The sequence below is a fragment of the Pseudomonas sp. RIT357 genome (genome assembly GCF_000632245.1).
GTDB classification, from domain to species: domain Bacteria; phylum Pseudomonadota; class Gammaproteobacteria; order Pseudomonadales; family Pseudomonadaceae; genus Aquipseudomonas; species Aquipseudomonas sivasensis.
This window is the reverse complement of sequence record NZ_JFYX01000012.1, coordinates 143,723-166,167: the sequence shown is the minus strand read 5'-3', so window position 1 is coordinate 166,167 and position 22,445 is coordinate 143,723. Positions and strand designations below refer to the sequence as shown.

Annotated in this window: 20 protein-coding genes; 7 read left to right on the top strand and 13 right to left on the bottom strand. The window is 59.4% G+C overall.

The annotated features are described in order from the left end of the window. The gene (locus tag BW43_RS17325; RefSeq protein WP_032886180.1) at nucleotides 1–708 is read right to left on the bottom strand and encodes a prepilin-type N-terminal cleavage/methylation domain-containing protein; all 708 of its coding nucleotides are present in this window, start codon (nucleotides 706–708) and stop codon (nucleotides 1–3) included. Then, entirely contained in the window at nucleotides 705–1,187 is a 483-nt protein-coding gene (pilV, locus tag BW43_RS17330) for a type IV pilus modification protein PilV (RefSeq protein WP_032886179.1), read from the bottom strand. The genes BW43_RS17325 and pilV overlap by 4 nt, the downstream gene beginning before the upstream one ends. Nucleotides 1,188–1,389: 202 nt before the next feature. On the opposite strand from pilV, the gene BW43_RS17335 reads away from it, so the two are divergent. Then, entirely contained in the window at nucleotides 1,390–1,908 is a 519-nt protein-coding gene (locus BW43_RS17335; RefSeq protein WP_050442823.1) for a GspH/FimT family protein, read from the top strand. Between the two features lie 16 nt (nucleotides 1,909–1,924). On the opposite strand, the gene ispH is transcribed toward BW43_RS17335, so the two are convergent. The 6 genes from ispH to murJ form a co-directional block, all read right to left on the bottom strand. Continuing rightward, nucleotides 1,925–2,872: a 4-hydroxy-3-methylbut-2-enyl diphosphate reductase gene (gene ispH / locus BW43_RS17340; RefSeq protein WP_032886178.1), complete on the bottom strand. Its 948-nt coding sequence runs from the start codon at nucleotides 2,870–2,872 to the stop codon at nucleotides 1,925–1,927. Between the two features lie 189 nt (nucleotides 2,873–3,061). Further along, nucleotides 3,062–3,499, bottom strand: a complete 438-nt coding sequence (gene fkpB / locus BW43_RS17345) for an FKBP-type peptidyl-prolyl cis-trans isomerase (RefSeq protein ID WP_174562729.1) — start codon at nucleotides 3,497–3,499, stop codon at nucleotides 3,062–3,064. Between the two features lie 7 nt (nucleotides 3,500–3,506). Continuing rightward, nucleotides 3,507–4,016, bottom strand: coding sequence for a signal peptidase II (gene lspA, locus BW43_RS17350; protein WP_032886176.1), 510 nt, complete (start codon nucleotides 4,014–4,016; stop codon nucleotides 3,507–3,509). Continuing rightward, nucleotides 4,009–6,840, bottom strand: a complete 2,832-nt coding sequence (ileS, locus tag BW43_RS17355) for an isoleucine--tRNA ligase (protein ID WP_032886175.1) — start codon at nucleotides 6,838–6,840, stop codon at nucleotides 4,009–4,011. Before ileS ends, lspA begins: the two co-directional genes overlap by 8 nt. 14 nt (nucleotides 6,841–6,854) lie before the next feature. After that, nucleotides 6,855–7,793 carry a bifunctional riboflavin kinase/FAD synthetase gene (ribF, locus tag BW43_RS17360; protein WP_032886174.1) on the bottom strand — a complete coding sequence of 313 codons (939 nt, stop codon included), beginning with the start codon at nucleotides 7,791–7,793 and terminating at the stop codon, nucleotides 6,855–6,857. Nucleotides 7,794–7,913: 120 nt separating this feature from the next. Then, nucleotides 7,914–9,452: a murein biosynthesis integral membrane protein MurJ gene (murJ, locus tag BW43_RS17365; protein ID WP_032886173.1), complete on the bottom strand. Its 1,539-nt coding sequence runs from the start codon at nucleotides 9,450–9,452 to the stop codon at nucleotides 7,914–7,916. 253 nt (nucleotides 9,453–9,705) lie between these two features. Between murJ and rpsT the strand changes: the two genes are divergently transcribed. Further along, nucleotides 9,706–9,984, top strand: coding sequence for a 30S ribosomal protein S20 (rpsT, locus tag BW43_RS17370; RefSeq protein WP_016976313.1), 279 nt, complete (start codon nucleotides 9,706–9,708; stop codon nucleotides 9,982–9,984). Nucleotides 9,985–10,191: 207 nt separating this feature from the next. Here the strand turns inward: rpsT and BW43_RS17375 are convergent, their stop codons facing one another. Continuing rightward, the gene (locus BW43_RS17375) at nucleotides 10,192–10,677 is read right to left on the bottom strand and encodes a peptidylprolyl isomerase (RefSeq protein ID WP_032886172.1); all 486 of its coding nucleotides are present in this window, start codon (nucleotides 10,675–10,677) and stop codon (nucleotides 10,192–10,194) included. Here BW43_RS17375 and BW43_RS0127410 point away from each other — a divergent pair. Genes BW43_RS0127410 through BW43_RS17385 form a run of 3 tightly spaced genes read left to right on the top strand, consistent with a single transcriptional unit; the run spans nucleotide 10,646 to nucleotide 14,041 of the window. After that, on the top strand, nucleotides 10,646–10,981 hold the full coding sequence (locus BW43_RS0127410) for a DUF3565 domain-containing protein (RefSeq protein WP_032886171.1): 336 nt from the start codon (nucleotides 10,646–10,648) through the stop codon (nucleotides 10,979–10,981). The genes BW43_RS17375 and BW43_RS0127410 overlap by 32 nt on opposite strands. A gap of 60 nt (nucleotides 10,982–11,041) precedes the next feature. Beyond that, entirely contained in the window at nucleotides 11,042–13,141 is a 2,100-nt protein-coding gene (pta, locus tag BW43_RS17380) for a phosphate acetyltransferase (protein ID WP_032886170.1), read from the top strand. Further along, on the top strand, nucleotides 13,142–14,041 hold the full coding sequence (locus BW43_RS17385; RefSeq protein WP_032886168.1) for an acyltransferase: 900 nt from the start codon (nucleotides 13,142–13,144) through the stop codon (nucleotides 14,039–14,041). Nucleotides 14,042–14,217: 176 nt separating this feature from the next. Here the strand turns inward: BW43_RS17385 and cysN are convergent, their stop codons facing one another. The 3 genes from cysN to BW43_RS17400 form a co-directional block, all read right to left on the bottom strand. Beyond that, the gene (cysN, locus tag BW43_RS17390) at nucleotides 14,218–16,116 is read right to left on the bottom strand and encodes a sulfate adenylyltransferase subunit CysN (protein WP_032886166.1); all 1,899 of its coding nucleotides are present in this window, start codon (nucleotides 16,114–16,116) and stop codon (nucleotides 14,218–14,220) included. A gap of 9 nt (nucleotides 16,117–16,125) precedes the next feature. After that, the gene (gene cysD / locus BW43_RS17395; RefSeq protein ID WP_032886164.1) at nucleotides 16,126–17,043 is read right to left on the bottom strand and encodes a sulfate adenylyltransferase subunit CysD; all 918 of its coding nucleotides are present in this window, start codon (nucleotides 17,041–17,043) and stop codon (nucleotides 16,126–16,128) included. A gap of 136 nt (nucleotides 17,044–17,179) precedes the next feature. Continuing rightward, the gene (locus BW43_RS17400; RefSeq protein WP_032886163.1) at nucleotides 17,180–17,938 is read right to left on the bottom strand and encodes a Nif3-like dinuclear metal center hexameric protein; all 759 of its coding nucleotides are present in this window, start codon (nucleotides 17,936–17,938) and stop codon (nucleotides 17,180–17,182) included. A gap of 102 nt (nucleotides 17,939–18,040) precedes the next feature. Between BW43_RS17400 and algW the strand changes: the two genes are divergently transcribed. Beyond that, a complete protein-coding gene (algW, locus tag BW43_RS17405; protein WP_032886161.1) occupies nucleotides 18,041–19,195 on the top strand; it encodes a Do family serine endopeptidase AlgW in 1,155 nt (384 codons plus the stop codon). A gap of 112 nt (nucleotides 19,196–19,307) precedes the next feature. Next, nucleotides 19,308–21,413, top strand: a complete 2,106-nt coding sequence (locus BW43_RS17410) for a TonB-dependent siderophore receptor (protein WP_032886156.1) — start codon at nucleotides 19,308–19,310, stop codon at nucleotides 21,411–21,413. On the opposite strand, the gene hemH is transcribed toward BW43_RS17410, so the two are convergent. Next, nucleotides 21,408–22,433 carry a ferrochelatase gene (gene hemH / locus BW43_RS17415; RefSeq protein ID WP_032886152.1) on the bottom strand — a complete coding sequence of 342 codons (1,026 nt, stop codon included), beginning with the start codon at nucleotides 22,431–22,433 and terminating at the stop codon, nucleotides 21,408–21,410. The genes BW43_RS17410 and hemH overlap by 6 nt on opposite strands. Nucleotides 22,434–22,445: the final 12 nt, after the last annotated feature.

Here is a 22,445-nt window from a genome sequence, read left to right as displayed (position 1 = left end):
CTACCCCACACGGTTTCGCAGAGCCACCACCACGCTGTAGGTTTGATCTCTCACCGTCCCAGTGGGGTCCTGCAGCGTCATGCGGATGCGCACGCTGCGGATCAATGCCTCATCGGATGGCATGGCGTCGTAGCCCACAACTCGCGGTGATGACGCCCTGGCAGCCACGCCGAAACTGATATCGAAATCCCGTACGTTATCCACCAGCACCGCCTTGGCCGGCGCTGCGAGCGTGCTGACCTTTAACTGGCTGGTCTCGAAGGTGTAAGTCAGCTGTCGAATCGCAAAACGAATCTGTCCAGGATCAGGGGCAGGTGGATTCCCTGCATAGGCTTGAGCGTTAGTCGTGCAGTCGGACAGCACCGTCCAGTCTGGCCTGCCAACCCCTCGGCCGACATCAGTGGTGACCAGCGTTAGCGACTTTGAGCTACCCCCGGCAGTCCAGCGCACGGGCTGTTCAAAGGCTGGCGGCGCGTTATCAATAACTTCCGTGGCCAAACAGCCAAACATCCCAGCCTGACGAATGTCCTGAATCATCTTGCCCAGCGCAAACCGCGCGTCATCCTGCAACAACATGGAAGCCTGCTGGCTGGCGTAGGTAACTCGGGAGCTGATCACCACTTGGCTCCCTCCAATCACCAGTACCAAACCGACGGCCAGTGCCAGCAACAATTCCACCAGGCTGAAACCGCTAACCAGAGGCCTCATTGCATTACCCCTGGTTCATTGTCGATGCGACTGGTCAGGGACAAGGTTTCCCGCGCGCCAAGCGTGTTCTCACTTCGGCTGCCATCCCAACTGATACTGACAGTCACTTCATTTGTGCTGACCGCCACTGAACCTTTGGCACCCTCCCCGGCAAAGGCGCGAATATTGGATTCGAAATCATGGAGGTCCAAATCACGCACGCTGACGTTCCCAGTACTGGGGGCCTGCACTCCGTGGCGCAATGAGTAGTCCGCGCCGGAATTGGCGCGGACTCGGTCGAGCATATCGTAGGCAATAAAACTGGCCTGACTGGTCATCCTCGAACTTTCGGTGTACTTGAGGGCATTTAGTTGAAGCACCACTGCGCCTAACAGGCCCACGGTGAGAATCAGCATCGCCACCAGTACCTCGATCAACGTCATGCCGGTCTGGCATCGCGCAAAAGCGTGGGGAAAACAGGTGTTAAGGCAGGAAAGCATTACCGTCGTCATCCGTGTCGAAGGTCGAAGAAAGCAGGAAATCCCGCTGAGCGATCCAAGACTAGCGTCGGTTTTTCGCCCGTGCTGCCCACGGCACAAAGGGAAATACTTTGGACCTATAGGCCATCATTCGCCTCCCAGAAACGGACGCTATACCTATGCCTAGACCTGTTTCCTAAACACGCCCACGGAGAGAAAGCCGATGGAACAGCGAGGTTTTACCCTGATCGAACTGCTGCTTGGACTCCTTGTGAGCGGCACTCTGCTGCATCTGGCAGCACCTAATTTCATGGGCCTGCTGGAGTCACAGCTGCGACAAAGCGCGGCACAATCACTTACCAGCGGGCTTCGCTTCGCACGCACTGAAGCCATCGCGCGTAACCGTGCGGTGGTCATCCACGCACTGGACGAGGACTGGAGCAAGGGTTGGCGGGTGATATTGGATGTGAGCGGACACGGCCATCAGGACGACGACAACCCCGTGCTCTTGGAGCGCCAAGACAGCGGGCGCGTGCCGATAGTCGGGAATGGGCCGGTCAAAAGCCAGGTGCGCTTCAGCAGTTCAGGCGAGCCGGTGTTTTCAGGGGGAGGTTTTCGTGCTGGCACTGTGCACGTATGCGCCAGGGACTCGGCGCAAAGCCTGCACCAGTTGGTGCTGGCGCCTAGTGGGCGTATCAGCCTGCGTAGCGATAAAGCCGAACAGGCGTTGTGCCGAAGTTAATCCGGCACCCTGACGTTCAAAGCAATGAGCGAACGCGCAGCTCCTTGGGCATGGAGAAAGTGATGTTCTCTTCACGTCCTGCCAGCTCATCAGCGCCGGTAGCGCCCCAGGCGTGCAGTTGCTGGATAACACCGCGCACCAGCACTTCAGGGGCAGAAGCACCCGCAGTGATGCCAATACGCTCGACGCCATCGAACCAACTGCGTTGCATGTCTTCGGCACCGTCGATCAGGTACGCCGGTGTCGCCATCCGCTCAGCCAGCTCACGCAGGCGGTTGGAATTGGAGCTGTTAGGACTGCCGACCACCAGAACCACATCGCACTCGTCAGCCAATTGTTTGACCGCGTCCTGGCGGTTTTGGGTGGCGTAGCAGATGTCATCCTTGCGCGGGCCGCCAATGGCCGGGAAGCGGCTGCGTAGCGCGTCGATCACACGGCTGGTGTCGTCCATGGATAAGGTTGTCTGAGTCACGAAGGCCAAACGATCAGGGTTGTGTACCTGAAGGCTGGCGACGTCATTCTCGTCCTCCACCAAGTAGATGGCGCCGCCGTTGCTGGCGTCGTATTGGCCCATGGTGCCTTCGACTTCCGGGTGACCGGCATGACCGATCAGAATGCATTCCCGACCATCACGGCTGTAGCGCGCGACTTCGATGTGCACCTTGGTAACCAGCGGGCAAGTCGCGTCGAACACTTTCAGGCCCCGGCCCGCCGCTTCGGTACGCACGGCTTGGGAAACACCATGAGCACTGAAGATGACGATCACGTCGTCCGGCACCTGCTCCAGTTCTTCGACAAAGATGGCGCCACGTGCGCGCAGGTCTTCGACCACAAACTTGTTGTGGACGACTTCATGACGCACGTAGATCGGCGGACCGAAAACTTCCAGGGCACGATTGACGATTTCGATCGCACGGTCCACGCCGGCGCAGAAGCCACGGGGGTTGGCGAGTTTGATTTGCATGCTGTGCCTCGTGTCTTGCAGCTACTATGGGTCAGTATTGAAGCTACTCAACTGACAATGAAGATCAAAGGTGGGAGGGGGCTTGCCCCCGATAGTGATGGGTCAGTAAAAAACTTTGACTGATGCCCCGCTATCGGGGGCAAGCCCCCTCACACAAGTCCGATCCACACATTTAGTGTGTTTCGTCAGTTAGAGCGCTTTAACGTCGATGATTTCAACGTCAAACGTCAAGGTTTTACCGGCCAACGGGTGGTTGAAGTCGATGGTCACTTGCGCGTCATCGAACGCTTTCACCACGCCAGGCAGCTCAGTATTCGCGGCGTCGTTAAAGATCACCAGCAGGCCTTCCGACAGGTCCATGTCCTGGAACTGCGAACGCGGGATGATCTGCACGTTTTGCGGGTTAGGCTGACCAAAAGCGTTTTCCGGCAGGATCTGCAGGGTGCGCTTGTCGCCAGCCTTGAAACCGAATAGAGCCGCTTCGAAACCCGGCAGCAGATTGCCGTCGCCGACCTTGAAGGTCGCCGGGGCCTTGTCGAACGTGCTGTCGACCGTGTCGCCATTCTCCAGGCGCAATGCGAAATGCAAAGTGACTTCCGTGTTCTGGCCGATGCGTTGCTCAGCCAATACCTGATCAGTCATTGACGGTCTCTCCGGTTTTCTTACTTTTGAACATATCCAGCGCCAGCATGATTGCACCAACGGTGATGGCGCTGTCGGCAAAGTTGAACGCAGGGAAATAATGACGGTTCTGCCAATGCACCAGGATAAAGTCGATCACATGGCCCAGGGCAATGCGGTCGTACAGGTTACCCAGCGCGCCGCCCAGAACCAAGGCCAAGGCGACGGCCAGCCAGGTGTCATCGCGGCCCAGGCGCTTGAGCCAGACCACGAGCACCGCACTGACCACCAAGGCGATCAGCGCGAACAACCAGCGCTGCCAGCCGCCACCGTCAGCCAGGAAGCTGAAAGCGGCGCCGGTGTTGTAGGCGAGGGTCCAGCTGAAGTAATCCGGGATCACCACGATTTGCTGGAACATTTCCAGGGAGCCTTCGAAATGAGCCTTGCTGACCTGGTCGATGACCAAGACCAGCAAACTCAGTACGAGCCAGCCCAGACGTCCGAAACGACTGGTATTAGGCATAATGGCGAACCTCGCCTTCACCCGAGATGTTGTCGACGCAACGACCACAGATTTCTGGATGCTCAGGGTTCACACCGACGTCTTCACGGCAATGCCAGCAACGAGCGCACTTGCCAAAGGCCGACTTGACCACTTTGAGCTTGAGGCCCGGCACTTCGGTGGCCACAGCGTCCGCTGGGGCCTGGGCGAATGGCGCCAAGCTTGCAGTCGAGGTGATCAGTACAAAGCGCAGTTCGTTGCTCAGCTTGGTCAAGTCGGCGGTCAGGCCTTCCTCGGCAAACAGGGTGACTTCGGCCTGCAGGTTGCCGCCGACGGCCTTGGCCGCACGCTGCACTTCCAGCTCCTTGTTCACTGCAACTTTGACGGCCATCACGCCTTCCCAGTACTCGCGGCCCAGTTCGAAATCGGCCGGCAGTTCGGTCAGGCCTTCGTACCAGGTGTTGAGCATCACGGACTCGTTACGCTCACCCGGCAGGTATTCCCACAGCTCGTCGGCGGTGAAGGCCAGGATCGGTGCGATCCAGCGCACCAGCGCTTCGGAGATGTGAAACAGAGCGGTCTGCGCCGAGCGGCGAGCCTTGCTGTTGGCGCCGGTGGTGTACTGGCGGTCCTTGATGATGTCGAGGTAGAAACCACCCAACTCCTGCACGCAGAAGTTGTGGATCTTCGAATACACGTTCCAGAAGCGGTATTCGCCGTAGTGCTCCTGCAACTCGCGCTGCAGCAACAGGGTACGGTCCACAGCCCAACGGTCCAGGGCGAGCATGTCCTCGGCCGGCAGGATATCGGTGGCCGGGTTGAAGCCGGTCAGGTTCGACAGCAGGAAGCGCGCGGTATTACGGATACGACGGTAGGCATCGGCGCTGCGGGCCAGGATCTGGTCCGATACGGCGATCTCGCCCGAGTAGTCAGTAGACGCAACCCACAGACGCATGATGTCGGCGCCCAGGGTGTCGTTGATCTTTTTCGGTTCGATCACGTTTTTCAGCGACTTGGACATCTTGCGGCCCGTCTCGTCGACGGTGAAACCGTGGGTCAGCAGCTCGCGATACGGGGCGTGATCGTCGATGGCGCAACCGGTCAGTAATGACGAGTGGAACCAGCCACGGTGTTGGTCCGAGCCTTCCAGGTACAGGTCGGCACGCGGACCGGTCTCGTGGCCCATTGGGTGCGAACCGCGTAGCACGTGCCAGTGGGTGGTGCCCGAGTCGAACCATACGTCGAGGGTGTCGCTGATTTTGTCGTACTGCGGCGCTTCTTCGCCCAGCAACTCGGCGGCGTCCAGCTTGAACCAGGCTTCGATGCCTTCCTGTTCAACACGCTGGGCCACCACTGCCATCAGTTCGACGGTACGCGGATGCAACTCACCGCTTTCCTTGTTCAAGAAGAACGGGATCGGCACACCCCAGTTGCGTTGACGGGAGATGCACCAGTCCGGACGGTTGGCGATCATCGAATGCAGGCGCGCCTGGCCCCAGGCCGGGACGAACGTGGTGTCTTCGATGGCCTTCAGCGAGCGCACACGCAAGGTGTCGCCGCTGGTCGGTTCTTTGTCCATGCCGATAAACCATTGCGCGGTGGCGCGGTAGATCAGCGGGGTCTTGTGACGCCAGCAGTGCATGTAGCTGTGCTTGATGGTGTCGGTTTGCATCAGCGCACCGACTTCACGCAGCTTATCGATGATCGGCTGATCGGCCTTGAAGATGAACTGGCCGCCGAAGAACTCCAGCGAAGGCACGTAAACACCGTTGCTTTGCACCGGGTTGATGATCTCATCGTTGACCATGCCGTACTTCTTGCAGATCACGAAGTCGTCCACGCCATAGGCGGGCGAGCAGTGAACCACACCGGTACCCGAACCCAACTCGACGTAGTCAGCCAAGTACACCGGCGACAGACGGTCATAGAACGGGTGACGGAAGTTGATCAGCTCCAGCGCAGAACCGGTGGTGGTGGCGATCACCGAACCTTGCAGTTCGTAGCGAGCCAGGCACGCTTCGACCATTTCCTCGGCGAGTACCAGCAGGCGATCACCGACGTCCACCAGGGCATAGGTGAATTCCGGGTGCACGTTCAGCGCCTGGTTGGCGGGAATGGTCCACGGGGTGGTGGTCCAGATCACGATGGCAGCCGGTTTGCTCAGGCTAGCCAGGCCAAACGCCTGGGCCAGCTTGGCGTCGTCAGCAATCGGGAAAGCTACGTCGATGGTCGAGGACTTCTTGTCTTCGTATTCGACTTCCGCTTCAGCCAGGGCCGAACCGCAATCGAAGCACCAGTTCACAGGCTTGAGGCCCTTGAACACGAAACCGCCCTTGACGATTTCGGCCAAGGCACGGATTTCACCGGCCTCGTTCTTGAAGTTCATGGTTTTGTACGGGTTGTCCCACTCGCCCAGCACACCCAGGCGGATGAACTCGGATTTCTGCCCTTCGATCTGCTCGGCGGCGTAGGCACGGCACAGTTCGCGGGTTTTATCGGCACCCAGGTTCTTACCGTAGGTCACTTCGACCTTGTGTTCGATCGGCAGGCCGTGGCAGTCCCAACCCGGCACATACGGCGCGTCGAAGCCCGACAGGGTTTTCGAGCGCAGGATCATGTCCTTGAGAATTTTGTTCAGCGCATGACCGATATGAATCGTGCCGTTGGCGTAAGGAGGGCCATCGTGCAGGACGAATTTCGGACGATCCTTGCCAATCTCGCGCAACTTTCCGTACAGGCCAATACTGTCCCAGCGCTGCAGGATCTGCGGTTCGCGCTGTGGCAGGCCGGCCTTCATTGGGAAGGCGGTGTCCGGAAGGTTTAGCGTGGCTTTATAGTCGGTCATTTAAGGCTCTTCGGTTAGCGATGGGCGCTAGGTGCGGCTAGTGCACGGGCGGCGGCGACATCCGCATTGATCGCCGTTTTCAACGCCTCAAGGGAGGCGAAACGCTGCTCTTCACGCAGCTTCTGGTGGAAAACCACCGTCAAACGCCGGTCGTATAAATCACCGGCAAAATCCAAAAGGTGAACCTCCAGGTGGGCCTTGCCATCACCTGCAACCGTGGGCCTGACGCCTATGTTGGCGACTCCCGGCCACGACTGGCCGTCGATATCGACGCTAACCAGGTAAACCCCTGTCAGCGGCACACGACGGCGCTTGAGTTGCACGTTGGCGGTTGGCGTGCCCAATTGGCGCGCCAGCTTCTGGCCGTGCAGCACCCGCCCGGCAATGCGGAACGGGCGACCGAGCAAACGCTCAGCCAAGGCGAAGTCGGCAGCCGCCAGCGCATTACGCACTTGGGTACTGCTCACGCGCAGGCCATCTAATTCGACGGTTTGCGCGGCTTCGACGGTAAAGCCCTGGATGACGCCGGCGTGCTGCAGGAATTCAAAATCCCCAACCCGGTCGCAACCAAAACGGAAGTCGTCGCCGACCTCCAGATGTTGTACGCCCAGGCCATCCACGAGGATGCGGTCAACGAACTCGGCAGCGCTGAGGCTTTGCAAGCGCTGATTGAAAGCCAGGCAGAGGACGCGGTCCACACCTTCTTCAGCTAGCAGTTGCAGCTTGTCCCGCAAGCGAGCCAAGCGGGCTGGCGCCGTTTCCGGAGTGAAATATTCCCGCGGCTGTGGCTCAAAAATCACCACGCAGCTGGGCACGCCCAACTCGACCGCACGCTCGCGCAGCCGGGCCAGAATAGCCTGATGACCACGGTGAACACCGTCAAAGTTGCCAATAGTGGCGACGCAGCCCCGATGCTGGGGGCGCAGGTTGTGGAGACCTCGAACCAGCTGCATAACGCGCTTCTTGCTCATAAAGTGGTCGATTATAACCACACCCAGCCCCGGACGACAGGCAACAGCGCAGGGCAAGGTGGATGGAATCGATAAAACACCTGTTTTATCGCAGCAAACTCTCTAGCTCAGCGACTTGCGATTGAAATCGCGCAGACGGAAACCCTGCAGCAGCAACATACCGAAGTACACCACCACACCGGCGACCACCAGCGCACCCAGGCGCATGAAGCGATCTAACATGTGGCCTTGGTCCCACGCTGGCATAAAGTGCATCAGCCCAAGCAGAACCGCCGACATCATTGCCACCGCCACCAGCAATTTCAGGGCAAACATGCCCCAGCCCGGCTGCGGCTGGAACATCTGCTGTTTGCGCAGCTGATAAAACAGCAGTCCAGCGTTGATGCAGGCGCCCGCACTGATGGCCAGGGCCAGGCCGGCGTGAGCCAACGGGCCGATAAACACTAGGTTGAGCAGTTGCGTGACGATCAGCGTGAAAATCGCGATTTTGACCGGGGTGCGGATGTTCTGCTGGGCGTAGAAGCCAGGCGCCAGCACTTTGATCACGATGATTCCGAGCAGGCCAACGGAGTAAGCAACCAGCGCGTGCTGCGTCATCAAGGCGTCATGGGCGTCGAACTGCCCGTATTGGAACAGTGAGACCGTTAGCGGCTCGGCCAGGATCCCCAGCGCAAGGGCGCACGGCAACACCAGGACGAAACACAGGCGCAGGCCCCAATCGAGGATGCGCGAGTACTCCTGGCGGTCCTTGCTTGCGTAGGTACGCGCCAGGGTCGGCAGCAGAATTGTGCCCAAGGCCACGCCGAGCACGCCGGAAGGCAACTCCATCAGACGATCGGCGTAATACATCCACGACACCGAGCCCGATACCAGCAGCGAGGCAAAGGCCGTGTTGATAATCAGGGAAATTTGACTGACCGACACGCCGAGAATCGCCGGCAGCATATTGCGCATCACGCGCCAGACGCCGGTGTCTTTCAGATTCAGGCGAGGCAGCACGAGCATGCCGATCTTTTTCAGGTGCGGCAGTTGGTAGAGCAATTGCGCCAGACCACCGGCCAGCACCGCCCAACCCAAGGCCATGACCGGCGGATCGAAGTACGGCGTGAGAAACAGCGCGAAAATAATCATGCTGACGTTTAGCAACGTTGGCACGAACGCCGGCACCGAAAACCGGTTCCAGGTATTGAGGATCGCCCCGGCCAGGGATGACAGGGAAATCAGCAATATATAAGGAAAGGTCACTCTCAGCAGATCAGTGGTCAGCGCGAACTTTTCCGGCGTATTGGCAAAACCGGGGGCCGTCGCCCAGATCACCCAGGGAGCGGCGAGCATTCCGAGGAGGGTCACCAGCATTAAAACCAGGGTCAGCAGGCCCGAAACGTAGGCAATAAAGGTACGAGTAGCTTCCTCGCCCTGCTGAGTCTTGTATTCAGCCAGAATCGGCACGAACGCTTGGGAAAATGCGCCTTCAGCGAAGATCCTGCGCAGCAGATTGGGCAACTTAAAGGCAATAAAGAAGGCATCCGTGGCCATGCTGGCGCCAAAAATGCGCGCCAGCAGGGTGTCACGCACGAACCCCAAAACCCTGGAGATCATTGTGATAGAGCTGACGGCAGCCAACGATTTGAGCAGATTCATTGAAAGAGTTTGCGCCTATAGATAAAGAGCAGGCGAACAAAGCGCCCACTTATGCGATACTGCGCGCCTGCAACAGCACAGAGCCAAAGCTCGCGAGTTTACAGGTCAAGCGCCGGAAATAAATCACCCGCCTCTTCAGATCGACCACTCAGCAGTTCGCATCAGCCGCCCTTGACAACACATCAAGTCATCGGCATGATTCGCGGCCTATTTTGTTTGCTATTTCCTAAAAAGTCTTTCGAGGAGCTCGACGGTGGCCAACACACCTTCCGCCAAAAAACGTGCAAAACAGGCTGAGAAGCGTCGCAGCCACAACGCCAGCCTGCGTTCCATGGTTCGTACCTACATCAAGAATGTAGTTAAAGCCATCGACACCAAAGACGCTGAAAAAGCTCAAGCAGCTTACGTTCTGGCTGTGCCAGTTATCGACCGTATGGCCGATAAAGGCATCATCCACAAGAACAAGGCCGCTCGCCATAAGAGCCGCCTGAATGGCCACATCAAGGCTCTGAGCGTTGCTGCTGCAGCCTAAGTGGTAACAACTGCTACGTAACCTTGGTTGCGAAACAGTTAGGAAATGCCCCGTACCGAAAGGTCCGGGGCATTTTTGTTTGTGCCTGAAAACACATGCGAGAGTGGGCTTGCCCCCTGCCACAGATGGAGCAGTGATGATTTCAGGCACAAAAAAAAGCCCCGAACCAGTCGGGGCGTTTTTGCTATCAGCTGATTAACGCATCAATCAGTGCTGATGACCGCCTTCACCGTGAACGTGGCCGTGAGCAACTTCTTCCTGGGAAGCGTCGCGGATGGCAACGATCTTCACTTGGAAGTTCAGGCGCTGACCAGCCAGAGGGTGGTTGCCGTCGACGGTTACGTCGTCGCCGTCCAGATCACGGATGGTCACGATCTGCATTTGGCCGTCCGGCGCGGAAGCGTGGAACTGCATGCCCACTTCCAGCTCGTCAACGCCTTCGAACATGCTGCGGCTCAAAGTGCTGACCAGTTCAGCAGAGTATTCGCCGTAGGCATCTTCAGGTTCTACGGCTACGGTCAGTTCATCACCAACTGCCTTGCCTTCCAGGGCCTTTTCCAGGCCTGGGATGATATTACCTGCGCCTTGCAGGTAGACCAGCGGCGCGCCGCCGGCGGAGCTGTCGATGACCTCACCAGCGTCGTTGGTCAGGGTATAGTCGATGGAGACAGCCTTGTTAGCGGCGATCGTCATGGGGCGAGACCTTTTGCATAAGAATGAAGAACGGACAAGTCTAAACAAGGATTTGCCCGAAAGCGAACGGAACCCGGACGGACGGGACCAATCAACGGTCATGATCATCGGTTTTCATTCGGACGAAGAAGGGCATTGGGTGGCCGAGCTGTCATGCGGCCATACCCAGCACCTGCGCCACCAGCCGCCGTGGCAATCCCGCGCGTGGGTACTCGACCCCGCACAGCGCCTGGAAAAAATAGGCCAGCCCTTTGCCTGCGGCTGGTGTGCGCAAGCGCCGAATAACGATAACCTTGACGCCTGATTCCCGGTAGGCACTCAGCCATAGAGCGCCACCGAAGCCATGCACCTCCAGAGAATTCGCATGCAGACTTTTTTTATCGCGCCCACCGATTTTGGTGTGGGTCTGACCTCCATCAGCCTAGGGCTGGTGCGCACCCTTGAACGGGCCGGGCTGAAAGTCGGCTTCTTCAAGCCGATTGCCCAACCGCATCCTGGCGACACCGGCCCAGAACGCTCCACCGAACTGGTGGCACGCACCCACGGCCTGAAGCCTCCACAACCCCTGGGCCTCGCCCATGTAGAGCGGATGCTCGGCGACGGCCAGCTGGATGAACTGCTCGAAGAAATTATCACGCTGTATCAGCAGGCCGCGGTGGGCAAGGATGTGCTGATCGTCGAAGGCATGGTGCCGACCCGCAATGCCAGCTACGCGGCGCGGGTCAACCTGCACTTGGCCAAGAGCCTGGACGCTGAAGTGATTCTAGTCTCCGCTCCGGAAAACGAAGTGCTTACCGAACTCTCAGGCCGCGTGGAATTGCAGGCCCAGTTGTTCGGCGGCCCGAAAGACCCGAAGGTACTCGGCGTAATCCTCAACAAAGTACGCACCGACGAAAGCATGGAAGCTTTCTCGGCACGCCTGAAAGAACATTCGCCGCTGTTGCGCAGCGGTGACTTCCGCCTGCTGGGCTGCATCCCGTACCAGCCGGAACTCAACGCGCCGCGCACCCGCGACGTAGCCGACCTGATGGGCGCGCAGATCCTCAACGCCGGCGACTACGAAACTCGGCGCATGACCAAAATCATCATTTGCGCCCGCACCATGCGTAACACCGTAGAGCTGCTCAAGCCCGGCGTGCTGGTGGTGACCCCCGGCGACCGTGACGACATCATCCTCGCCGTCAGCCTGGCCGCGATCAACGGCGTACCCCTGGCCGGCCTGCTGCTGACCAGCGATACCCTGCCCGACCCGCGCATCATGGATCTGTGCCGCGGCGCCTTCCAGGCTGGGCTGCCGGTTTTGTCGGTGAGTACCGGTTCCTACGAGACCGCTAACCTGCTCAACAACCTCAACAAGGAAATCCCCATTGATGACCGTGAGCGTGCGGAGATCATCACCGATTTCGTCGCCAGCCACCTCGACGCGCGCTGGCTGCACCAGCGCTGCGGCACGCCGCGGGAGATGCGTCTATCGCCGGCGGTGTTCCGCTACCAGTTGATCCAACGCGCCCAGGCTGCCAACAAACGCATTGTGCTGCCCGAAGGCAGCGAGCCGCTGACCGTGCAAGCCGCCGCTATCTGCCAGGCAAGGGGCATCGCGCGCTGCGTGCTGCTGGCCAAGCCGGCAGACGTGGAAGCCGTCGCCCGCGCCCAAGGCATCGAATTGCCCGATGGCCTTGAGATTCTCGACCCGGACCTGATCCGCCAACGCTACGTCGAACCGATGGTCGCGCTGCGCAAAAGTAAGAGCCTCAACGCGCCAATGGCCGAGCAACAATTGGAAGACACCGTGGTGATCGCCACGATGATGCTCGCGCTGGACGAAGTGGACGGCCTGGTCTCTGGCGTTATCCACTCCACCGCGAACACCATCCGCCCTGCCCTGCAGCTGATCAAAACGGCGCCGGGCTGCACCCTGGTGTCGTCCGTGTTCTTCATGCTGTTCCCCGAGCAGGTGCTGGTCTACGGCGACTGCGTGATGAACCCGCACCCAAGCGCTGCGGAACTGGCGGAAATCGCCCTGCAAAGCGCCGATTCGGCGGCGGCATTCGGCATTACCCCACGTGTGGCGATGATCAGTTATTCCAGCGGTGATTCAGCCAGCGGAGAAGAAGTGGAAAAAGTCCGCGAGGCCACCCTGCTCGCCCACGAGCAGCAAAGCTCGCTGCTGATCGACGGCCCGCTGCAATACGACGCCGCCGCCAACGAAAACGTAGCGCGGCAATTGGCGCCCAACAGCCAGGTCGCCGGCAAAGCCACGGTGTTCGTCTTCCCCGATCTGAACACCGGTAACACCACCCACAAAGCCGTGCAACGCAGCGCCGACTGCGTAAGCCTTGGCCCGATGCTGCAGGGCCTGCGCAAACCGGTCAACGACCTGCCCCGTGGTGCCCAGGTCGACGACATCGTGTACACCATCGCACTGACTGCGATCCAAGCCGCCAACCGACCAATGGATATCTAAATGCTGGATTTTCTACCTGCCGCCGTGCGCGGGGTCATCGCTTCGCTGTTGCTGGCACTGAACACGATACTGCTGTGTTCATTCCTGTTCATCGTCGCGCTGTTCAAGGCGCTACCGTTTGCCAAACGCTTCAGCGAATGGCTGATGAACCACACCCACGAAGCCTGGGTAACTAACAACAAGGGCTGGATGAACCTGGTACAGCGAACGCGTTGGCATCTCAAAGGCCTTGAAGGGCTGGACTATCAGCACTCGTACCTAGTGACCAGCAACCACCAGAGCTGGGTCGACATCATGGTGTTGCAATACGTGCTCAATCGACGGATTCGACCGCTGAAGTTCTTCCTCAAGCAGGAATTGATCTGGGTGCCGGTGATTGGTCTGGCGTGGTGGGCGTTGGGCTTTCCGTTCATGAAGCGCTACACCAAGGCTTACCTGGAGAAACACCCGGAGAAGAAAGGTAAAGACCTGGAAACCACCCGCAAGACCTGTGCGAAGTTTCGCGCAAACCCGGTAGGGATTTTCAACTTTGCCGAAGGCACTCGGTTTACGCCGGGCAAACATGCCCAGCAGAAGTCGCCGTTTCGCTACTTGCTCAAACCCAAGGCGGGCGGAATCGCGTTTGTGTTGGATGCCATGGGGGAACAGCTGAAATCACTGGTCAACGTGACCATTCACTACCCTGGCGGACGCCCTGGGTATTGGGACTTGCTCTGCGGCAAGGTGCAGGACGTGGTGGTGCAGTTTGAAGAGGTGCAGATTCCAGCCGAGTTCGTCGGCAGGAATTATGAGCAGGATGCGGAGTATCGGCTGGCGTTCCAGGGGTGGATTAACCAGCTGTGGGAAACCAAGGATGCGTTGCTGGAGCAGCTTCACACCGAATTCCCAAGCAAGCGATGATCAACCTGCGGGAGGGGGCTTGCCCCCGATGAGGGAGTATCAGTTGATGCAGCCGTAGCGGACCCCCCGCTATCGGGGGGCAAGCCCCCTCCCACATCTGACCGCGCCCGATCTTGAAGATGTGAAAAAGCCCGCCACCGATCACTCGGTGGCGGGCTTTTTTGTGGCCGCGAAGTTTAGATCGCGCCGCGCTGACGCAACAGCTCCAGCACTTGCTTGACGCTCTCTTCCAACGACAGAGCCTGGGTGTCGAGTACCAGATCGGCATTCAACGGCACGTCGTACGGGAAGGACTCGCCAGGGATGTTATCCCCACCGGCAGCGTACAAACCTTGCGGATCACGCTCGGCGCACACCAACGGCGACGCTTGCACGTAGACGGTCAGCAAGCGGTTGCTGCCAATCAGCGCCTTGGCCTGTTCACGGCCTTCGGCATCCGGGGCAACGAACGCCGCCAGGGTCAGCAGGCCGGCCTCGTTGAACTGACGCGCCACGTGAGCAGCACGACGCCAGTTCTCGGTGCGCCCGGCACGATCCTGAGGCAAGCCTTTGTTCAGGTCGTGGCGTAGGTTCTGACCATCCAGTACGAACACTGCACGGCCCATGTCGAACAGCTTGCGCTCAACCGCGTAGGCCAAGGTGCTTTTGCCAGCGCCCGAGAGGCCGCTGAACAGAACGGTGGCCGGTTGCTGGCCAAAGCGCTGGGCACGTTCTTCAGTGGCCACATGAGCCAACTTGCCGTGCTGCGCCGCGCTGCCGTGGGTAACAGGCGGTGCGATGATCATGCCCGCGGCGACGGTGCCGTTGGTCAAACGGTCGATGACAATAAACGCGCCCGTGGTGCGATTGCTGTCGTAACCGTCCAACGCGATGGCGGCGTCGAGGCTGACCTTGACCCGGCCAATCTCATTCAGTTGCAACGAACTCGCCGGGCCTTCGGCCAGGGTGTTCACGTCCACGCGGTGCACGATGCTGGTGATGGAACCCGGCACATAGCTGGTGGCGCGCTTGATGTCGTATTTCTTGCCCGGCAGCATCGGTTCTTCGGCCATCCACACCAGCATGGCGTCGAAGGCGTCAGTCACTTGCGGCACGTTGTCGGCATGCACCAACAGGTCGCCACGGGAGATGTCAATCTCGTCTTCCATGGTCAGGGTCACGGCCTGACCTGGGCCGGCGTGCTCCAGTTCACCGTCGAAGGTGACAATGGATTTGACGCGGCTGCTCTTGCCCGATGGCAGAACAACGATTTCGTCGCCCTTATGCACGATGCCGCTGGCCAGGGTGCCGGCGAAACCGCGGAAGTTAAGGTTTGGACGGTTAACGTACTGCACCGGGAAACGCAGGTCGGTGTAGTTGCGGTCGTTGGCAATCTCGACGGTTTCGAGGATTTCCATCAGCGACTGGCCGGTGTACCAAGGCGAACGCTCGCTCTTGTTCACCACGTTGTCACCCTTGAGCGCCGACATCGGCACGAATGCCAGGGTGCTCGGCTTGAACGCGATACCGTCGGCGAACTTCAGGTAATCAGCCTTGATCGACTCGAATACGCTTTGGTCAAAGCCATTGATGTCCATCTTGTTGATGGCAACGACGATGTGCTTGATGCCCAGCAACGAGGCGATGAAGCTGTGGCGACGGGTCTGGGTCTGCACACCGTAGCGGGCATCGATCAGGATGATCGCCAGGTCACAGGTGGAGGCACCGGTAGCCATGTTGCGGGTGTACTGCTCATGGCCAGGAGTGTCGGCGATGATGAATTTGCGTTTGGCGGTGGAGAAGTAGCGGTAGGCAACATCGATGGTGATGCCCTGCTCACGCTCGGCCTGCAGGCCGTCGACCAGCAACGCCAGGTCGATGTCATCACCGGTGGTGCCGGACTTCTTCGAATCGCGGGTAATGGCTTCCAGGTGATCTTCGTAGATCATCTTGGAGTCGTGCAGCAGGCGCCCGATCAGGGTGCTTTTGCCGTCGTCGACGTTGCCGCAGGTCAGGAAGCGCAACATCTCTTTGCGCTCGTGCTGGCCCAGGTAGGCGAGGATGTCCTCGCTGATCAAATCAGATTGATGCGACATGACAGCCCCTTAGAAATAGCCTTGACGTTTTTTATCTTCCATCGAGCCTGCACCATCGTGGTCGATGACACGGCCCTGGCGCTCGGAAGTTCGCGTCAGGAGCATTTCCTGAATGATGTCCGTCAGCGTCTCGGCTTCGGACTCCACCGCGCCCGTCAACGGGTAGCAGCCAAGGGTACGGAAACGTACTTTCTTTTTGACGATACGGGCTTTGTCTTCGTCGGACAGGTGCTCGAGGATGCGGTCGTCGTCGATCATGATCAACGTGCCGTTCTTCTCGATGACATCGCGTTCGGCGGCAAAGTACAGCGGCACGATCGGGATGCCTTCAAGGTAGATGTACTGCCAGATGTCCAGCTCGGTCCAGTTGGACAGCGGGAACACACGGATCGACTCACCCTTGTTGACGTTGCCGTTGTAGACATTCCACAGCTCGGGGCGCTGGTTCTTCGGATCCCAGCGGTGCTTGCTGTCGCGGAACGAGTACACGCGCTCTTTGGCACGGGATTTCTCTTCATCGCGACGGGCACCGCCGAAGGCAGCGTCGAAACCATGCTTGTCCAATGCCTGCTTAAGGCCTTCGGTCTTCATGATGTCGGTGTGTTTGGCGCTGCCGTGGGTGAACGGGTTGATGCCCTGCGCAACACCATCGGGATTGACGTGGGTGATCAGGTCCAGGCCCAGTTCTTCGACCATCTTGTCGCGGAACGCGTACATCTCCTGGAATTTCCAGCGGGTATCGACGTGCATCACCGGGAACGGCAGTTTGCCCGGGAAGAAGGCCTTGCGTGCCAGATGCAACATCACGGCGGAGTCTTTACCGATCGAGTAGAGCATCACCGGGTTGTCGAACTCGGCGGCGACCTCGCGGATGATGTGGATGCTTTCCGCCTCCAGCTGTTTCAGATGCGTCAGTTTGTCGACCATGGCTACTCACGGAAAAACGATCTTATGGACGGCCAGCGGGCCGTGTTCGAGCGAGGCATGCTAGCACAGCACCTTCTTCTATTCAGGGAGCCAGCTAGATCGAAACGATATAAGAATATGCCCCCAGGTTTGGCGCTCAAATCGGGTTGGGACAATCGATAAACAGATGCTCCAAGGCGAAACGTCGCGCTAAATAATCTCCCAAAGCCTGCACACCGTAGCGCTCGGTTGCGTGGTGCCCGGCGGCGATGAAGCTGATGTCGTTTTCCCGCGCACTGTGGAAAGTTTGCTCGGAAGCTTCACCGCTGAGGAACAGATCAACGCCGGCGGCAATCCCATGGTCGATGTAGCCTTGGCCACCGCCGGTGCACCAGCCGACGCGGCGGATCATCTCGCTGCCTTCGATCAGCAGCGGTTCGCGGCCCATGACGTCCTGTACGCGGCGGGCGAAGTCACGGGGCGACAAAGGTTCGGCGAGGGAGCCGACGAGGCCGACGATCTTGGGGTTACTTGGGTCCAGCGGGCCCTCGACGGTGATGTCCAACTGCTTGGCAAGCTGCACGTTGTTGCCGACGTCGGGGTGCAGGTCCAACGGCAGGTGGTAGGCCAGCAGACTGATGTCGTGCTTGAGCAGGGTTTTCAGTCGCCGTTGCTTCATGCCGGTGATGCAGGGGTTTTCGCCTTTCCAGAAATAACCGTGGTGCACCAGGATCAAATCGGCCTGGGCTTCGACGGCTGCGTCCAGCAGGGCTTGGCTGGCGGTCACGCCGCTGACGATGCGCATCACCTGCGGGCGACCTTCGACTTGCAGCCCGTTGGGGCAGTAGTCGGGGATTTTTGCACTGCCGAGGTAGCGGTCTGCTTCCTCAACGAGGGTGGTAAGGGGGACGGCCATAAAAGACTCCTAAATATCCCGTTCCGAGGCGCTCGCAGCCTCGTATAATGCGCGACATTATGGGCGCTCTCCCGCCCCCTGCAACCTGTCAGGACTTACTTGATGCTCAAGGCACTGCGTTTTTTTGGATGGCCATTGTTGGCTGGCGTGCTGATCGCGATGCTGATTATTCAGCGTTTCCCCCAATGGGTGGGCTTACCGAGCCTTGATGTGAACCTGCAACAGGCACCGCAAACCAGCGCGGTGGTACAAGGCCCGGTGACATACGCGGACGCAGTGGTCATTGCCGCGCCGGCAGTGGTCAACCTGTACACCACCAAGGTCATCAACAAACCAGCGCATCCGCTGTTTGAAGACCCACAGTTCCGCCGCTATTTCGGCGACAACGGGCCCAAGCAACGGCGCATGGAATCCAGCCTGGGTTCCGGGGTGATCATGAGCCCCGAGGGCTACATCCTCACCAACAACCACGTGACCACCGGCGCCGACCAGATTGTGGTGGCCCTGCGTGATGGTCGCGAGACCCTGGCTCGTGTGGTGGGCAGCGACCCGGAAACGGATCTGGCGGTATTGAAGATCGATTTGAAAAGCCTGCCGTCCATCACTCTCGGCCGCTCCGATGGACTGCGGGTGGGTGATGTGGCACTGGCCATCGGCAACCCGTTCGGGGTGGGACAGACGGTGACCATGGGCATCATCAGCGCCACCGGACGCAACCAGCTGGGGCTTAACAGCTACGAAGATTTCATCCAGACCGACGCGGCGATCAACCCTGGCAACTCCGGCGGCGCGCTGGTGGATGCCAATGGCAACTTGACCGGTATCAACACGGCGATTTTCTCCAAGTCGGGCGGTTCCCAGGGCATCGGTTTTGCGATCCCGGTGAAGCTGGCGATGGAAGTGATGAAGTCGATCATCGAGCACGGCCAAGTGATTCGCGGCTGGCTGGGGATCGAAGTGCAGCCGCTGACCAAGGAACTGGCCGAGTCGTTTGGCCTGACCGGGCGCCCAGGCATTGTGGTCGCCGGGATCTTCCGCGACGGTCCGGCACAAAAAGCCGGGCTGCAATTGGGTGACGTGATCCTGAGCATCAACGGCGAACCGGCGGGTGATGGTCGCAAATCGATGAACCAGGTGGCACGGATCAAGCCGACCGATAAGGTGACGATCCTGGTGATGCGCAACGGCAAAGAGATCAAGTTGTCGGCGGAAATCGGACTGCGCCCGCCGCCGGCTCCAGTTAAAGAAGAGGAATAAGCCGCTTCGCTCAGGTGCCCGTTCGCGGGCACCTACAAGCCAACATTTCATAGCGATTCATTCTCATTGGTCATGTTATATTGTTTCAATATCGCTATTGGAATGCTCTATCATGCCGTCTCGAAGAATTGCCCCCTTGGCTGGCCTGGCCTTGGGCTTGCTGCTTGATCCCGCTTTTGCCGAAGAAACCACCGTCGAACTCGATACCATCAGCGTCACCACCGACGCCTATGAATCCGCAACCGGCCCAGTGAAGGGCTACCGCGCCACGCGTTCAGCCAGTGCGACTAAAACCGACACGGCCCTGCGCGATATCCCACAATCCATCAGCGTTATTCCGGCCACGGTGCTCAAGGACCTGGGAAGCACCAACGTGGAACGCGCCCTGGAATTCGCGGGCGGCGTATCCAAGCAAAATAACTTTGGCGGCCTGACACTCTACGAATACAGCGTGCGCGGCTTCACGACCTCAGAGTTCTATCAAGACGGTTTCAGCGCCAACCGTGGTTACCCGAGCACACCGGACGCGGCCACTATCGAACGCATCGAAGTGCTCAAAGGCCCCGCGGCCAGTTTGTACGGGCGTGGCGACCCAGGGGGCACCGTGAATATCGTGACCAAAAAACCTCAGCCAGAAGCCTTCACTACCCTGCAAACCAGTGCCGGTAGTTGGGACCGTTATCGCACCGCTCTCGACGTCAACACGCCGCTGGACAACGAAGGCCACGTGCTGTCGCGGGTCAACCTGGCAGTGGAAGACAGCCACAGCTTCCGCGATCACGTGCAGAGCAAGCGCGTGTTCGTCGCGCCCTCGTTCAGTTGGCAATTGGACCCAGACACCAGCCTGCTCGTCGAAAGTGAATTCGTGCGCCACAGCTCAACCTTCGACCGTGGCATCGTCGACGCCCCCGGCCTGTCACGCGAAACCTTCCTCGGCGAACCCAACGACGGTGACATCGACAACCACAACAATCGCATCCAGGCGACCCTCGAACATCACCTAAACGACGCCTGGAAACTGCGCCTGGCCAGCCACTACAAACAAGGTAGCCTGTGGGGCGACGCCTCGGAAAACCGCGCTCTCAATGCAGATGGCCATACCCTAAACCGCCGCTACCGCGAACGCTCCATGGGCTGGCACGACAGCATCACCCAGTTGGAACTGCGCGGCCTGTTCGACGTCGGCAGCTGGCAGCATGAACTGTTGATCGGCACTGAATACGAGGACTACCGCAAGAAGGAACGCGTGACGGCCATCGCCGGCAGCCCCGGTAGCTCGTACGCCATCGACATCTACAACCCGGTCTACGGCCAAACCAAACCCAATGGCATACGCTCCGGCACCGACTTTTTCGAGCACACCAAAAGCCACGCGCTTAACCTGCAAGACCAGATCGTCTTTACCGATCGCCTGCGCGGCATGGTCGGCGCACGCTTCGAGCATTTCCAGCAAACCGTCGACGACTTCACTCGAAATGTCCCACCGAGCCGGCAAACTCACGACGCTCTTACCCAGCGCGCCGGCCTGCTTTATCAACTCACCCCCGAAGTCGGCGTGTTCGCCAACGCCTCCACTTCGTTCAAACCCAACAGCGGCCTGGACGCGACAGGTAACACCTTCAAGCCCGAAGAAGGCGTGGGTTATGAAGTTGGGATCAAGAGCGAGCTGTTCGACGACCGCCTCAGCGCTACCCTCGCGGCGTTCCATATAGAAAAGGAAAACGTATTGGCCCTGGACCCGGCCACCAACACCAACCGTGCAATGGGCAAGGCGCGCAGCCAGGGCTTTGATCTGCAACTGACCGGGCAACTGACCGACGCGGTGCGAGTGATCGGCGCCTTCGCCTACATTGACGCCGAGGTGACCAAGGGCGACAAGGCCATTCCGGCGGGCAGCCGCATTCTCGGCGTGGCCAAGCGCAGCGGCAGTCTGTTGGGGGTGTATGAATTCCAGGACGGCGCCTTGCGCGGCTCAGACGTGGGCGCGGCGTTCACCTATGTGGGAGACCGCTCGGGTGAAGCCGGCAGCAGTTTTGAACTGCCGGCCTACCACACCGTGGATTTGCTGGCGCACTACAAAGCCACCGAGAACGTGACTGTGGGCCTGAATCTGAACAACCTGTTTGACGAGAAGTACTACGAGCGGTCCTACAGCAACTACTGGATCAGCCCCGGCGAACCGCGCAATCTCACCGTCAGCTTGAGCCTCAGCCTATAGGGACAACGGCGCTCTTTCGCACAAAGTATTGAGCGCCGCCGCCCACTGCGGATCATCATTCAAGCACGGCACCAACACCAACTCCTCGCCCCCCGCCTCACGGAATTGCTCCAACCCGCGATCGCCAATTTCTTCCAGGGTCTCGATGCAATCGGCCACAAACGCCGGGCACATCACCAGCAGCTTTTTCACGCCTTGTTGGGCCAGCGCCTCCAGGCGAGCTTCAGTGTAGGGCTCGATCCACTTCGCACGGCCCAGACGCGATTGAAACGCCACCGACCATTTGCCATCCGGCAAACCCAGGCGGGCGGCTACATCGCGGGCAACACTGAAACATTGTGCGCGATAGCATTTGGCAAGCACTTCAGGCGAGGCTTTCTTGCAGCAGTCGGCATCCTTGAAACAATGCTGGCCAGTCGGGTCGAGCTTAGTCAGGTGGCGCTCGGGCAAACCATGGAAGCTCAGCAGCAAGTGATCGTAATCCTGCTCGACATAACGCCGTGCGCTCGCCGCCAGGGCATCAAGGTATTCCGGCTGGTCGTAGAACGGCTGCAGAATCGAGAGTCGCACATTCAGTTTCTTGCTTCGCACCACGCGCCGGGCTTCTTCGATCACCGTGGTCACGGTGCTGTCGGCGAACTGCGGGTACAACGGCGCCAGGGTGATCTTCTGAATACCCTGGGTGGCGAGGCGCGTCAGTGTCGTTTCCAGGGACGGCTCGCCATAACGCATGGCCAGTTCCACCGGGCCTTGTGTCCACTGCGCCGTCATCTGCTGTTGCAGGCGACGACTGAGCACAACCAGCGGCGAACCTTCATCCCACCAGATCGACGCATAGGCATGGGCCGACTGCTCGGGGCGCTTGATCAGGATCAGCGACACCAGCAATCGACGTACCGGCCACGGCAAGTCGATCACATAAGGGTCCATCAAAAACTGGTTAAGGTAGCTGCGCACATCCGCCACCGAAGTGGACGCCGGTGAACCCAGGTTGACCAGTAACAACGCGTGATCCGTCATGCAACATCCTAT

What these genes read in the sequence shown, in the direction of transcription:
- BW43_RS17325 (WP_032886180.1), bottom strand. Translation starts at nt 708, where the DNA reads ATGAGGCCTCTGGTTAGCGGTTTCAGCCTGGTGGAATTGTTGCTGGCA.
- pilV (WP_032886179.1), bottom strand. Translation starts at nt 1,187, where the DNA reads ATGCTTTCCTGCCTTAACACCTGTTTTCCCCACGCTTTTGCGCGATGC.
- BW43_RS17335 (WP_050442823.1), top strand. Translation starts at nt 1,390, where the DNA reads ATGGAACAGCGAGGTTTTACCCTGATCGAACTGCTGCTTGGACTCCTT.
- ispH (WP_032886178.1), bottom strand. Translation starts at nt 2,872, where the DNA reads ATGCAAATCAAACTCGCCAACCCCCGTGGCTTCTGCGCCGGCGTGGAC.
- lspA (WP_032886176.1), bottom strand. Translation starts at nt 4,016, where the DNA reads ATGCCTAATACCAGTCGTTTCGGACGTCTGGGCTGGCTCGTACTGAGT.
- ileS (WP_032886175.1), bottom strand. Translation starts at nt 6,840, where the DNA reads ATGACCGACTATAAAGCCACGCTAAACCTTCCGGACACCGCCTTCCCA.
- ribF (WP_032886174.1), bottom strand. Translation starts at nt 7,793, where the DNA reads ATGCAGCTGGTTCGAGGTCTCCACAACCTGCGCCCCCAGCATCGGGGC.
- murJ (WP_032886173.1), bottom strand. Translation starts at nt 9,452, where the DNA reads ATGAATCTGCTCAAATCGTTGGCTGCCGTCAGCTCTATCACAATGATC.
- BW43_RS0127410 (WP_032886171.1), top strand. Translation starts at nt 10,646, where the DNA reads ATGGAGACAGCCTTGTTAGCGGCGATCGTCATGGGGCGAGACCTTTTG.
- BW43_RS17375 (WP_032886172.1), bottom strand. Translation starts at nt 10,677, where the DNA reads ATGACGATCGCCGCTAACAAGGCTGTCTCCATCGACTATACCCTGACC.
- pta (WP_032886170.1), top strand. Translation starts at nt 11,042, where the DNA reads ATGCAGACTTTTTTTATCGCGCCCACCGATTTTGGTGTGGGTCTGACC.
- BW43_RS17385 (WP_032886168.1), top strand. Translation starts at nt 13,142, where the DNA reads ATGCTGGATTTTCTACCTGCCGCCGTGCGCGGGGTCATCGCTTCGCTG.
- cysN (WP_032886166.1), bottom strand. Translation starts at nt 16,116, where the DNA reads ATGTCGCATCAATCTGATTTGATCAGCGAGGACATCCTCGCCTACCTG.
- cysD (WP_032886164.1), bottom strand. Translation starts at nt 17,043, where the DNA reads ATGGTCGACAAACTGACGCATCTGAAACAGCTGGAGGCGGAAAGCATC.
- BW43_RS17400 (WP_032886163.1), bottom strand. Translation starts at nt 17,938, where the DNA reads ATGGCCGTCCCCCTTACCACCCTCGTTGAGGAAGCAGACCGCTACCTC.
- algW (WP_032886161.1), top strand. Translation starts at nt 18,041, where the DNA reads ATGCTCAAGGCACTGCGTTTTTTTGGATGGCCATTGTTGGCTGGCGTG.
- BW43_RS17410 (WP_032886156.1), top strand. Translation starts at nt 19,308, where the DNA reads ATGCCGTCTCGAAGAATTGCCCCCTTGGCTGGCCTGGCCTTGGGCTTG.
- hemH (WP_032886152.1), bottom strand. Translation starts at nt 22,433, where the DNA reads ATGACGGATCACGCGTTGTTACTGGTCAACCTGGGTTCACCGGCGTCC.